We start from the raw sequence: 13,244 nt of genomic DNA, 5'->3' as shown, positions 1-13,244 counted from the left end.
CGGCGCAAACTTGACGATTCAGGGGTCTCCGTGCTAATGATGACCGACTTATCGCCCCTCCCGGAGACCGCATGTTTTATCCTACCTGTGAAGAATTCCAGGCCTTGTCAGCAACCGGCAACCTGATTCCGGTTTACCGCGAAATCCTGGCGGATATGGAAACTCCGGTGTCCGCGTTTCGCAAGATCGACGACGGGCAGACCGCTTTTCTGCTCGAAAGTATCGAGGGCGGCGAAAAGTGGGCGCGGTATTCCTTTCTCGGCAGCGGTCCGGGGCGGGTGTTCCGCAGCCGGGACCACTATTTTGAGGTCTGCTCCGGAGACCGGGTGCTGCGCAGTGGCGAAAGTGACGATCCGCTGGCTGAACTGCAGCGCCTGATGGCTGAGTACCGGGCGGTGGAACTGCCGGGACTGCCCCGTTTCTGCGGTGGTGCCGTCGGCTACCTCGGTTACGACATGGTTCGTTTCGTCGAGACTCTTCCCGATCACAATCCGCGCCGGATCGATGCCTGGGACAGTTGCTTCCTGCTCACCGAGCGGTTGTTGATCTTCGATAATGTGCGGCAGAAGATCAAAGTCGTCTGCAACGTCCATCTGCAGGCGGACGAAGACCCTGAACTCGCCTACAGAAGGGGCGTGGCCAGCGTCGAGGAGATGATCGCTCAACTCCGTCGGCCGATTGATCGCCGCGGTATGAACGTCCCGGTCATCGCTGATGGGGAGTTGCAGCCCAACTTCACCCCCGACCAGTTCAAACAGGCGGTTGTCCGTTGCAAGGAATACGTCCGGGCCGGTGATATTTTCCAGGTGGTGCTTTCGCAGCGATTTTCCGGTGAACTCGGTGCCGACCCCTTTGATGTCTACCGTGCCCTGCGGACGCTGAACCCGTCGCCCTACATGTTTTTTCTCCGTTTCGGCGAAACCCAGGTGATCGGTGCCTCGCCCGAGGTTCTGGTGCGCAAGGAGGGGAGTCGGGTCGAGGTGCGTCCGATTGCCGGTACCCGGCCGCGGGGAGCGACGCGCGAGGAGGATCTGGCGCTGGAGGCGGATCTTCTGGCCGATGCCAAGGAGTGTGCTGAACACATCATGCTGGTCGATCTGGGCCGCAACGACCTCGGGCGGGTCTGCCGCACCGGAACGGTTGAGGTCAGTGAGCTGAAGGTCATCGAGCGCTATTCCCATGTCATGCACATCGTGTCCAATGTGCGCGGCGAAGTCGATGCCGACAAGGATTGTTTCGATGTCTTCCGCGCCACCTTTCCCGCCGGCACGCTCTCCGGTGCGCCCAAGATCCGCGCCATGGAAATTATTGATGAGCTGGAACCGGCACGCCGCGAGATCTACGGCGGGGCCGTCGGTTATTTCAGTTTCTCCGGCAATATGGATACCGCCATCGCGATCCGCACCCTGGTCGCTCATGATGGTCGCATCCACCTGCAGGCCGGCGCCGGGATCGTCGCTGATTCCGATCCGCAGATGGAATACCAGGAAACCCTGAACAAGGCGATGGGGGTTTTCAAAGCCATTGCCATGGCCCGGGAGGGGCTCGATTGAGATGTTGTTGATGATCGACAACTACGATTCGTTCACCTATAACCTGGTTCAGTATTTCGGTGAACTCGGCGCCGAGGTCGAGGTCCATCGCAATGACCGGATCAGTATTGCCGACATCGAACGGCTGGCTCCGGATCACCTGGTCATCTCCCCCGGCCCCTGTACTCCCAACGAAGCGGGAATTTCGGTGGCCGCGGTGCAGCAACTGGCCGGCCGGATTCCACTGCTCGGCGTCTGTCTCGGACATCAATCGATCGGTCAGGCGTTCGGCGGCAAAGTGGTTGCCGCCGCCTCGCTGATGCATGGCAAGACCAGTCCCGTCGAACATGACGGACGCGGGCTGTTTGCCGGCCTCGACAACCCTTTTGTCGCCACTCGCTATCATTCGCTGATTGTCGAGCGGGAAAGCCTGCCCGACTGCCTTGAGGTCACCGCCTGGACCGCGGACGGTACCATCATGGGCCTGCGACATCGACAGCTGCCGGTCTGGGGTGTCCAGTTCCATCCGGAATCGATTCTGACCAGCGCCGGCAAGCAGCTGTTGCGCAACTTCCTCAACTTCACCCCCGGAGCCCTGGCTTCGGAAAAGGGGGCGGCATGATCAAACAGGCGATCGCCAAACTGGTCGAAGGACAGAACCTGAGTGAAGCGGAAATGATCGAGGTGATGAACCAGGTCATGGGCGGGGAGGCGACCCCGGCCCAGATCGGCGCGCTGATCACCGCCCTGCGCATCAAGGGCGAGACAGTCGAAGAAATCCGCGGTGCCGCGCGGGTGATGCGGGATCACGCCACCCCGATCCGGGTCGGCCGGACCCTGGATATCGATCGCGACGAGATCAATCTTGACCGGGAGTCGATTCTCGATACCTGCGGCACCGGCGGCAGCGGTACGCGCAGCTTCAACATTTCGACCACGGTCGCCTTTGTCGTCGCCGCCTGTGGCGTCAAGGTCGCCAAACACGGTAATCGCAGCATCTCATCGGCCTGCGGCAGTGCCGACGTGCTTGAGGCTCTCGGCGTCAATCTTGATGTCACCCCGGATCAGGTTGCCGCCGCCATCGAACAGGTCGGTGTCGGTTTCCTCTTCGCTCCGGCCCTGCACGGAGCGATGAAACATGCTATCGGCCCGCGCCGCGAGATCGGCATCCGGACTATTTTCAATATTCTCGGACCCTTGACCAATCCGGCGGGTGCCGATTGCCAGGTCCTCGGGGTTTTTCGCGAAGATCTGGTCGCGTCGTTGGCGGAAGTCCTTTGCGGACTGGGCTGTCGACGCGGGTTCGTTGTCCATGGCAGTGACGGTATGGATGAGATCACTCTGACCGGGCCGACCCGGGTGGCCGCGATTGCCGACGGCAAGGTGGAGATGGGACTCATCGATCCACGCAGTTTCGGCCTGGAAACCTGTTCGTTGAGTGACCTGCAGGGTGGCGATGCCGCATGTAATGCGGCCATTGTCCGCGCTGTTCTTGCCGGTGAAACAGGCCCGAAACGGGATGTGGTGCTGCTCAATGCCGCTTATGCCCTGGTGGCCGCAGGCGCTGCCGAGAATCCCCTGACGGGGCTGTCCCGGGCCGCGACTGCTATTGACGAGGGACGGGCTCTTGCCTGTCTGGATGCCCTGGTCGAACTGACCAACCGGGTCTGATCCCCGCCTGAGTGAGTTGCAACGGATGTCGATTCTGGACAAAATTCTGTGTCATAAACAGCAGGAGGTCGCCGATGCGGTTGCCCGGATGCCGCTCTCCGAGTACCGGGCCCGCTGTCGCGATCTCGAACCGACGCGCGGCTTTGCCGCCGCTCTTTCGTCCCGCAGTGAAACTGGCACCGCCATTATCGCCGAGGTGAAGAAGGGGTCTCCCTCGCGGGGAATCATCCGCGCCGATTTCGATCCCGTCAGGATCGCCGGTGACTACCGGGACGGTGGTGCGACCTGCCTGTCGGTGTTGACCGACCGGGAGTTCTTCTACGGTGATCTTGCTTACCTGCAACAGGTCCGGGATCAGGTTTCGCTGCCGTTGCTGCGCAAGGATTTTATGATTGACCGCTATCAGCTTTTTGAGGCGCGGGCGGCCGGTGCCGATGCCGTTCTGCTGATAGCCGCCGCCCTTGAGTCGGCCCAGCTGGAGGATTTTGCCGCCGAAGCGGCTGAACTCGGCCTTGATGTGCTGCTCGAAGTGCATGATGAGACTGAAATTGCAAAAAGTTTCCGGGTTGCCGCGCCGCTGTTCGGGATCAACAACCGCAACCTGAAAACCTTTACCACGGATCTGGCGACCACTGAGCGGCTGCTGCCGCTGCTGCCGCCGGAGGCGCTGCCGGTTGCCGAGAGCGGACTGCACACGCGGGCGGATATCGAGCGCCTGCAGCGGGCCGGGGCGCGCGCGTTTCTGATCGGTGAGAGCCTGATGCGTGAAACTGATATTCCGGCCAAGCTGGCCGAACTCCAGGGAGGTAGTCATGTCTGAGGTAACCAAGATTCTTCTTCCGGAAGACCGTATTCCGACCAGCTGGTACAATGTCATTCCCGATCTGCCGGGCCCGATGGCACCGGTGATTCATCCCGGCACCCTGCAGCCGGTGACCCCGGACGATCTGCTGCCGCTGTTTCCCATGGGACTGATCGAACAGGAAGTTTCCAGCGAGCGCTGGATCAAGATCCCCGAACAGGTTCTGGACATCTACCGTCTCTGGCGTCCTTCGCCGCTGTTCCGCGCCCGGCGTTTGGAAAAGGTTCTCGGTACCCCGGCGAAGATTTACTACAAGTACGAAGGGGTTTCCCCGGCCGGCAGTCATAAGCCGAATACCGCCGTTCCCCAGGCCTATTACAACAAGCTGGCCGGGACCAAAAGGATTGCCAGCGAGACCGGCGCCGGGCAGTGGGGGTCGTCGATCGCCCTGGCCTGCCAGATGTTCGGCCTGGAATGCACCGTCTACATGGTCAAGGTCTCCTTCAACCAGAAACCCTACCGCAAGAGCATGATGCAGCTCTGGGGAGCCAATGTCATTCCCTCGCCCTCGGACCAGACCGATGCCGGCCGGGCGATTCTCGAACAGCATCCCGACAGCAACGGTTCGCTGGGAATCGCCATCAGCGAGGCGGTGGAGGATGCGGTGACCCACGAGAACACCCGCTATGCCCTCGGCAGCGTCCTCAACCATGTCTGTCTGCATCAGTCGGTGATCGGCCTGGAAGCCAAGGAACAGCTGGCGCTGGTCGGCGACTATCCCGATGTTGTCATCGGCTGCCATGGCGGCGGGTCCAATTTCGCCGGGCTTGCTTTTCCGTTTGTGGCCGACAAGGCGGCCGGCAAGGAGGTACGTCTGCTGGCGGCCGAGCCCCAGTCCTGCCCGACCCTGACCAAGGGGGTCTACGAATTCGATTACGGCGACACCGCCAAGATGGCGCCGATTTCCCGGATGTACACCCTCGGCCACGATTTCATGCCGCCGGGGATCCATGCCGGCGGGCTGCGTTACCACGGTGCCGCTCCGCTGGTGTCGCAACTGCTGGACGCCGGCGTGATCGAGGCACAGGCGTTTGGTCAGACCGGTTGTTTCGAGGCCGCGGTGCAGTTCACCCGCGCCGAGGGCATCATTCCGGCGCCGGAGTCATCACACGCCATCCGGGCCGCTGTCGTCGAGGCCCTCAAGGCGAAAGAGGAGGGCAGGGAACGGACCATCCTGTTCAACCTCTCCGGTCACGGCCATGTTGATATGGCCGCCTACGACGCCTACTTCTCCGGCGCACTGGAGGATTACTCCTATCCGGCCGAGGCGATCAGGGAATCGCTCGCGGCGCTGCCGAAGATCGGTTAGGAGCTGCGTTGACGGTTCGGGTCAAAATCTGCGGTATCACCCGGCGCGAGGATGGCGAGCATGCCATTGCCTGTGGTGCCGACGCGCTCGGACTGGTCTTCTTCGAGGACAGCCCGCGCTGTGTCAGCATCGAGCAGGCGCAGAGGATTGTTGCCGGGCTGCCACCCTTCATCACCCTGGTCGGCCTGTTTGTCAATGCCGACCCGCAGACGATTCATGAAACGGTGACGGCCTGCGGGCTGGATGCCGTTCAGCTCCATGGCGACGAGCCGCCGGAAGCCTGTCGCCTGGACGGGGTGAAGGTGATCAAGGCTTTGCGGGTACGAAACGCGGCCACACTTGAACAGGCGGGCTCCTACCAGGTTTCGGCGTTGCTGCTCGATGCCTGGGACCCGGAGTGCTATGGTGGCAGCGGACGCAGTTTCAACTGGCAGCTGGCGGCGGAGCTGGCGGGTCGCCGGCCGCTGATCCTGGCCGGTGGGTTGACACCGGACAATGTTGCCGACGCCGTGCGTTGTGTCGGACCCTATGCCGTCGACGTTTCCAGCGGAGTCGAGTCGGCGCCGGGAATCAAGGATCCGGCCAGGGTTGCAGCCTTTATCAGAGCTGTCCGGAGAGAGAGCCGGGGGATGAATTCGCCTCCCCGGCGGGAGATGTGAGAGTGAGCTACAATTATCCAGACAACCAGGGGCACTTCGGTATTTTCGGCGGTCGCTATGTTGCCGAAACCCTGATGCCGGCGATTCAGGAACTGGAGGAGGCCTATCGCAAGGCGCAGGCGGACTCCTCCTTTCAGCGCGAACTTGACTATTACCTGCGCCATTATGTCGGCCGTCCCAGCCCGCTTTATTTCGCCCGGCGCTTGACGGAGCACCTCGGCGGGGCGAAAATCTACCTGAAGCGTGAAGACCTTAACCATACCGGGGCCCACAAGGTCAACAATACCGTCGGCCAGGCACTGCTGGCACGGCGGATGGGCAAAAAGAAGGTGATCGCCGAAACCGGCGCCGGTCAGCACGGCGTCGCCACCGCCACGGTCGCTGCCCTGTTCGGGCTCGAATGCCAGGTTTTCATGGGGACCGAGGATATCCGCCGCCAGGCATTGAACGTGTTTCGCATGAAACTGCTCGGCGCCGAGGTTCACGGGGTGACCAGCGGCACGGCCACCCTCAAGGACGCGATGAATGACGCCCTGCGCCACTGGGTCACCCACGTGCGTGATACCTTCTACGTTATCGGTACCGTGGCCGGGCCGCATCCCTACCCGGAAATGGTGCGCGATTTCCAGGCGGTGATCGGCCGCGAGACCCGTCGCCAGATTCTCGAAATCGAGGGCCGACTGCCCGACGCGGCGGTGGCCTGCATCGGTGGCGGCTCCAACGCCATGGGCATGTTCTATCCCTTTATTGCGGATGAAAAGGTGCGCCTGATCGGGGTCGAGGCGGCCGGACTCGGTATCGACAGCGGCAGGCACGCCGCGTCCATCGGTGCCGGTGAGGTCGGAGTGCTGCACGGCAACAAGACCTATCTGCTGCAGGATGAAGATGGGCAGATCGAGCATGCCCACTCTATTTCCGCCGGTCTTGATTATCCGGGCGTCGGCCCCGAGCATGCCCACCTGCATGATATCGGCCGGGCCGAATATGTCTCGATTCGGGATGACGAGGCGTTGGCGGCGTTTCAGACCCTGACCCGGCTTGAAGGAATCATTCCGGCACTGGAGAGTGCCCACGCCATCGCCCATGTGGTCAAGCTGGCCCCGCAGCTTGGCAGGGACCAGGTGCTGGTGGTCTGCCTCTCCGGTCGCGGAGACAAGGATATACATACCGTCGCCGATGCCATCGGCGTCGAGATTTGACATTTTTGCTCAGCCCGGGAATGATTTTTTCGACACCCTGCTGAGAATTTATCCGGGAGCGATTTTATCGACCGGGTTTCGCAAATCCCGCCATGCATGGCGGGCACGTTCATCAACAGGATGCCAGATCCCGCAGTCGCGGTGATCCGCAACATCCGGAACCAGGAGCTTATGAAATTTACCGAACTCGACCTGCCGGCCGAAGTGCTGCAGGGGATCAACGCTGTCGGTTTCAGCGAACTGACCCCGGTGCAGGAACAGTCCATCCCGCTGGCGCTGGCCGGCAAGGATGTCGCAGCCCAGGCCCAGACCGGCACCGGCAAGACTGCCGCCTTCCTGATCTCGCTCTTTACCCGTCTGCTGCGCAGCGGGGGACGGACCACCGCCAACCCGCGCGCCCTGATCATCGCCCCGACCCGGGAGCTGGTGGTGCAGATCTGCGCCGATGCCGAAGGGCTCGGCAGCGGTTGTCCGTTCAAGGTGCAGCCGATTTTCGGCGGCGTCGATTATGAAAAACAGCGCCAGGCGCTGCGCAACGGCGTCGACGTGATTGTGGCGACACCGGGGCGTCTGATCGATTACTACAAACAGAAGGTCTTTGCCCTCGACCGCATCGAGGCAGTGATCATCGACGAGGCCGACCGGATGTTTGACATGGGCTTCATCCGGGACCTGCGTTTTCTGTTGCGCAAGCTGCCGTCCTATGAAAAGCGCCAGACCATGCTCTTTTCGGCGACCCTCAGCCAGCGGGTGATGGAACTGGCCTACGAGTTCATGGATATTGCCGAAAAGGTCCGCATCGAGCCCGAGAAGATGACCGCCGACCGGGTTGAGCAGATCCTCTATCATGTCACCCGCCGGGAGAAATTCCCCCTGCTGCTGGGGCTGATCCGGCAGGAAAAGCCGCAGCGCACCCTGTTGTTTGTCAATACCAAGCGCGAGGCCGAACATCTGGCCGACAAGCTCAAGGCCAACGACTGCAAGGCGGCAGTTATTTCCGGTGACATCGTGCAGCGCAAACGGATGCGTATCCTTGACGATTTCAAGGCCGGCCGGTTGAATTTCCTGGTTGCGACCGATGTCGCCTCCCGCGGCATCCATGTCGAGGATGTCAGCCACGTGATCAATTACGATCTCCCACAGGATCCGGAAGATTATGTTCATCGCATCGGTCGGACCGCGCGTGCCGGAGCAATGGGGAAGGCGATCACCCTGGCTGATGAAGAGCTGGTTTTTTACCTGGCCGACATCGAGGAATACCTGGGGCAGAAGATTCCCAGCACCTTTCCCGAGGATGATCAGCTGGTCTGGAATTACAAGCGGCCGGCGCCGCGCAAGAAACCGCCGCAGAAGGGACGACCGACCGAAGGTGAAAAGCGGCGTCGGTCCAGACGACACCCCCGGCAGAAACAGCGCGGTCCGAAGAGCGGATCCTGACAGACCATGGCCGTTCTCCATCCATTCGGCCCAGCACCGTGTCACTGGATCGGGTTGCCGGGAGATGATGATGCTCGGTGCTGAACTCCCCGGTCTGTTGAGCTGTCGGCGTTGTCCGCGTCTGGTGCAGTTGCTCGGCGAGCTTCCGCCCCGCCGCGGTCTCAGCCGCAGTGATTACTGGAACCGGCCGGTGCCCGGATTCGGCGACTGTCAGGCACGTGTCTGCCTGGTCGGACTGGCGCCCGGGGCGCATGGAGCCAATCGTACCGGACGCCCCTTCACCGGGGATGGCGCCGGTGACTTCATGTATCCGTTGCTGCACCAGGCGGGGTTCAGCAATCAGCCCCAGGCGGTGGCGGCGGATGACGGCCTGCGGTTGCATGATCTCTATCTGACCAATGCCGTCAAGTGTCTGCCACCGGGAAATAAACCGCGGGCCGATGAATTTCATGCCTGTCGCGGATTTCTGCTGAATGAGCTGGCCGCCCTGCCGCGGTTGCGGGTGGTGGTCGCCCTTGGAGGAGATGCTTTCCGTTCCCTGCTGCAGGCCTACAAGGCCTGGGGGTTTGTCGAACGTCTCGGTGATTATCCTTTCGGGCATGGTGTTGTTTATCCCTTTGCCGGGGCGCCGAGTCTGGTCGGCAGCTATCATACCAGCCGTTACAATATTCAGACCGGTCGTCTGACGGTTGCCATGTTTCAGGACCTGCTGCAGACGGTACGACGCCTGGCGGGATAACGGTTGAAAAGGTATCGTCGTTCGATTAAACTGGCAGAATTTGAATGGAAAACGGGTAGAGCATGGGACGGATTGCCGAAACATTTGCTAGACTGAAAAAACAGGGTCGCAAGGCACTGGTGCCCTTTGTGACCGCCGGCGATCCGGATATGAAGACCACCGAGACGTTGTTGCATTCCCTGGTTGAGAATGGTGCCGATGTCATTGAACTGGGGATTCCGTTTTCCGATCCGATGGCGGACGGACCGACGATTCAGGCCGCTTCAGAGCGGGCCCTGGCCGGTGGCGTGACTCTCGGGGCGATTCTGCAGTTGGTGAGTCGGGTGCGGCAGCACACCAGCACGCCGATTGTGTTGATGGGGTATTTCAACCCGGTGCTGCGTTATGGCATCGATGCTTTTGCCGAGGATGCCGCCGCTGCCGGAGTGGATGGCCTGTTGCTGGTCGACCTGCCGCCCGAAGAGGCGGGAGAAATCCATGGAGCCCTGCGCCGCAGGCAGATCAACCTGATAACGCTGCTGGCCCCGACCAGCCCCCCGGAACGTCGTCGGCAGCTGGCTGCCGCCGGCGAAGGTTATCTCTATTATGTTTCGATGACCGGCGTCACCGGTACTCAGCATGTCGATCCTCAGGCGATTGCTGCAGATGTCGCCGAGTTGCGCCGCGAAAGCAGGGTCCCGGTTGCGGTCGGTTTCGGTATCACCTCGCCGAGCGACGCGGAAGCGGTGGCCGCTTTTGCCGATGCGGTGGTGGTCGGCAGTGCGTTGGTCAAGATTATTGCCGAATATGGCAAATCACCCGAACTACCGGAGCGGGTCGCGGAATTTATCGCCGCCCTGCGCCAGGCAGTTGACCGGGCCGCCTGAAGTTCGGGGCGGTCCACGGGGAATTCATGGAGATACGTGTCTTAGGCAGTTTTGGATCGCGCCTGCCCGGCTTCAATACCAGCAGTCTGCTGCTTGACGGACGACTGTTGCTCGACGCCGGCACCGTGACCGCCATTCTTCCCCTGGAAGAACAGGCTGCCATTGACGATGTGCTGCTGACTCACGGCCATCTCGATCATATGGTCGACCTTGCTTTTCTGGTTGACAATGTCCTGACCCTGCGTGAAAGCCCGTTGCGGGTCTGGGGCCCTGCCGTCGTGCTGGAAAGCCTGCGTCGCAATCTCTTCAATGGTGAGGTCTGGCCCGACTTTTCGCGCCTGCCGCAGGCCGCCGCGCCGGCCCTGCAGTTCTGTCCTCTCAATGAGGCGGGTGGAACTGAAATCGCCGGTTATCGGGTCGAGTGGGCTCGCACCAGCCACCCGGTGTTCACCGCCGGCTATCTGCTCCACGGTGATGCCGGTTCGGTCCTCTTCTCCGGGGATACCACGACGACCGAAGCCATCTGGCAGCTCGGCCGAGGGTGTCGTGATCTGTTGCTGGCGTTTATCGAAACCTCATTTCCGGACCGGCTTCGTGAGCTTGCGATTGCCAGCGGTCACCTGACTCCGGCGATGCTCAGAAGTGAACTTGCCAAGTTTGGCCGTCCGGATGTTCCCGTCAAAATTTTCCATGTAAAACCCCAGTTTCTGGCTGAAGTTGAAGCCGAACTGGCCGCCTTGGGAGACCTTCAACTGGAAGTTCTCAAGGGGGGCGAAGCCTTCTATTTCGCCGGTTCTGTGCGTGCTGCGAGGTAACCATGGCCTGGTTCAAGAGAAAGAAAAAGCCCCTGACCGGGGCGGTTGAGGCGAAAAAGGTTCAGATGCCCGAAGGCGTCTGGACCAAGTGCAAAAACTGCGATGAGATCATCTATACCAAGGAGATCGAGCGCAATCTGAACGTCTGTCCGAAATGCGATTACCATTTCCGTATTTCCGCGCGGGCGCGGATTGACCTGGTGCTTGACGGCGGTTCCTTCGAGGAGGTCGATGCCGGCATGCAGTCGGTTGATTTTCTTGGTTTCAAGGACTCGAAGAAATACAAGGACCGCATCAAGGCCGCCCTGGCCAAGGCCGGCGGGGGGGATGCCATTGTCTGTGGAACAGGCGCCATTGAGGGGCTGCCGGTCGCCGTCGGAGTCTTTGATTTCAGCTTCATGGGCGGCAGCATGGGTTCGGTGGTGGGCGAGAAAATCACCCGGATCATGGAGAAGGGGCTGGAATTGAAGTGCCCGGTCATTATCTTCTCTTCGTCCGGGGGCGCGCGGATGCAGGAGAGCATTCTCTCCCTGATGCAGATGGCCAAGACCAGTGCCGTGCTGGCCAAGCTCAAGGCCGAAGGTGTGCCATTTATTTCAGTTCTTACCGATCCGACCACCGGTGGCGTGACGGCGAGCTTTGCCATGCTCGGTGACATCAATATGGCCGAACCGAAAGCGCTGATCGGTTTTGCCGGTCCGCGGGTCATTGAACAGACCATTCGCCAACAGCTTCCGGACGGGTTTCAACGCTCCGAATTTCTACTTGAGCATGGCATGGTCGACATGATTGTCCAGCGCCAGGAAATGAAGGCACGCCTGGCGCAGATCCTGCGGATCTTCACCAAGAGCTGAGCGGTGGATTACCGCCGCAGCCTGGATTATCTCTACAGCCTGCAGCAGTTCGGCATCAAGCTCGGGCTTGACAATGTTCAGGAACTGCTGAAGCGGGTGGGGAATCCGCAGCATTCGCTGTCAATCGTGCACCTCGCCGGAACCAACGGCAAGGGTTCGACTGCCTGTGCCCTTGCCGCCCTTCTCGGCAGCAGCGGCCTGAGGGTCGGGCTGTATACCTCGCCCCACCTGCATTCCTTTACCGAACGCATCCAGATCGCGGGGACGCCGATCCCGGAGTCAGATGTCGCGGCACTGACAGCGGAGCTGAAGTCTGTCGCGGTCGGCATCCCGGTCACCTTCTTCGAGTTTACGACGGTGCTGGCGCTGCTCTATTTTCAGCGCCGGCGGGTCGACTGGGTGGTCCTCGAAACGGGGCTCGGCGGGCGGCTTGACGCCACCAATGCGGTGCATCCGCGGCTTTGTCTGCTGACACCGATCGCCCTTGATCATCAGGTCTGGCTGGGGGAAGGATTGACGGCGATTGCCATGGAAAAGGCGGGAATCATGAAACCGTCGGTACCGGTCCTCAGTGCCCGGCAGACTCCCGAAGCAATGCGGGTTGTCCAGCAGCGCGCCGTGCGTCTTGCCGCCCCGTTGCGCATTGCCGGGGAGGATTGGCAGGTCGCGTCCCGTTCCCCGCGGAGCATCAATTTCTCCGGTCGCAACTGGCGGCTGACTGACGTGCCGCAGGCCCTGTCCGGCGCCCACCAGTGTGACAACCTCGGACTCGCCCTGGCGGCTGCTGAACAACTGACTGAAATGGGCTGTGCTCTTGACCCTCGCCACTTTCCCGATGCCCTGAAGAGACTGACCTGGCCCGGTCGGATTGAACTCTGGCAAGGACGGGGGCCGGTTCTGCTCGACGGTGCCCACAACCCTGCCGGTGCCCGCAGCCTGGCCGACTATCTTGCTGCCGAGGGGCTGGACGAACTGGTCCTGGTTACGGCATTCAAGGCGGACAAGGATTGCGGTGAAATCCTCTCGCTGCTGGCCCCCTTCTGCCGCTCCTGCTGCATTGCTCCCCTGGCCGGCCAGCCGAGCGTTGCGCCCCGGGAGGTCGTTGATCGTCTCCAGGCCTCCGGTCTGCCCGCGGACATTTTTGCGTCGGTTGCCGAGGCGTTGCGGGCGGCCCTTGAAAGTCCCGGCAGTGAGAAGGGGGTGCTGGTGGCCGGCTCCCTGTTCCTGGTCGCCGAGGCGCGGACAGAACTGTGTCGTGCCGATCACCATGTATTGACTGTTTCTTCGGATTGTTGAGGGTA

Annotated in this window: 13 protein-coding genes; all 13 read left to right on the top strand. The window is 61.4% G+C overall.

Features of this window, described 5'->3' with window-relative positions:
* Positions 1-71: 71 nt before the first annotated feature.
* The 13 genes from trpE (at position 72) to B5V00_RS03140 (ending at position 13,239) form a co-directional block, all read left to right on the top strand.
* Positions 72-1,553, top strand: a complete 1,482-nt coding sequence (trpE, locus tag B5V00_RS03200) for an anthranilate synthase component I (protein WP_085009308.1) — start codon at positions 72-74, stop codon at positions 1,551-1,553.
* Position 1,554: 1 nt separating this feature from the next.
* Positions 1,555-2,154: an anthranilate synthase component II gene (locus B5V00_RS03195; RefSeq protein ID WP_085009307.1), complete on the top strand. Its 600-nt coding sequence runs from the start codon at positions 1,555-1,557 to the stop codon at positions 2,152-2,154.
* The gene (trpD, locus tag B5V00_RS03190; RefSeq protein ID WP_085009306.1) at positions 2,151-3,203 is read left to right on the top strand and encodes an anthranilate phosphoribosyltransferase; all 1,053 of its coding nucleotides are present in this window, start codon (positions 2,151-2,153) and stop codon (positions 3,201-3,203) included. Before B5V00_RS03195 ends, trpD begins: the two co-directional genes overlap by 4 nt.
* Positions 3,204-3,228: 25 nt before the next feature.
* On the top strand, positions 3,229-4,023 hold the full coding sequence (gene trpC / locus B5V00_RS03185) for an indole-3-glycerol phosphate synthase TrpC (protein WP_085009305.1): 795 nt from the start codon (positions 3,229-3,231) through the stop codon (positions 4,021-4,023).
* Positions 4,016-5,374 carry a TrpB-like pyridoxal phosphate-dependent enzyme gene (locus tag B5V00_RS03180; RefSeq protein ID WP_085009304.1) on the top strand — a complete coding sequence of 453 codons (1,359 nt, stop codon included), beginning with the start codon at positions 4,016-4,018 and terminating at the stop codon, positions 5,372-5,374. Before trpC ends, B5V00_RS03180 begins: the two co-directional genes overlap by 8 nt.
* An 8-nt stretch (positions 5,375-5,382) precedes the next feature.
* Positions 5,383-6,033, top strand: coding sequence for a phosphoribosylanthranilate isomerase (locus B5V00_RS03175; RefSeq protein WP_085009303.1), 651 nt, complete (start codon positions 5,383-5,385; stop codon positions 6,031-6,033).
* A 2-nt stretch (positions 6,034-6,035) separates the two neighbouring features.
* Entirely contained in the window at positions 6,036-7,232 is a 1,197-nt protein-coding gene (trpB, locus tag B5V00_RS03170) for a tryptophan synthase subunit beta (RefSeq protein WP_085009302.1), read from the top strand.
* Between the two features lie 171 nt (positions 7,233-7,403).
* The gene (locus tag B5V00_RS03165) at positions 7,404-8,669 is read left to right on the top strand and encodes a DEAD/DEAH box helicase (RefSeq protein ID WP_085009301.1); all 1,266 of its coding nucleotides are present in this window, start codon (positions 7,404-7,406) and stop codon (positions 8,667-8,669) included.
* A gap of 70 nt (positions 8,670-8,739) precedes the next feature.
* Complete coding sequence (locus B5V00_RS03160) at positions 8,740-9,408, top strand: uracil-DNA glycosylase (RefSeq protein WP_139800630.1); 669 nt, start codon at positions 8,740-8,742, stop codon at positions 9,406-9,408.
* Between the two features lie 62 nt (positions 9,409-9,470).
* Positions 9,471-10,274 carry a tryptophan synthase subunit alpha gene (gene trpA, locus B5V00_RS03155; protein ID WP_085009299.1) on the top strand — a complete coding sequence of 268 codons (804 nt, stop codon included), beginning with the start codon at positions 9,471-9,473 and terminating at the stop codon, positions 10,272-10,274.
* Between the two features lie 26 nt (positions 10,275-10,300).
* Positions 10,301-11,089: a 3',5'-cyclic-nucleotide phosphodiesterase gene (locus B5V00_RS03150; RefSeq protein ID WP_085009298.1), complete on the top strand. Its 789-nt coding sequence runs from the start codon at positions 10,301-10,303 to the stop codon at positions 11,087-11,089.
* A 2-nt stretch (positions 11,090-11,091) separates the two neighbouring features.
* Entirely contained in the window at positions 11,092-11,943 is an 852-nt protein-coding gene (gene accD / locus B5V00_RS03145) for an acetyl-CoA carboxylase, carboxyltransferase subunit beta (RefSeq protein WP_085009297.1), read from the top strand.
* Positions 11,944-11,946: 3 nt separating this feature from the next.
* The gene (locus tag B5V00_RS03140; protein WP_085009296.1) at positions 11,947-13,239 is read left to right on the top strand and encodes a bifunctional folylpolyglutamate synthase/dihydrofolate synthase; all 1,293 of its coding nucleotides are present in this window, start codon (positions 11,947-11,949) and stop codon (positions 13,237-13,239) included.
* Positions 13,240-13,244: the final 5 nt, after the last annotated feature.

It is taken from the genome of Geothermobacter hydrogeniphilus (genome assembly GCF_002093115.1).
Taxonomy (GTDB): Bacteria; Desulfobacterota; Desulfuromonadia; order Desulfuromonadales; family Geothermobacteraceae; genus Geothermobacter_A; species Geothermobacter_A hydrogeniphilus.
This window is presented reverse-complemented; position numbering and strand designations above follow the sequence as displayed.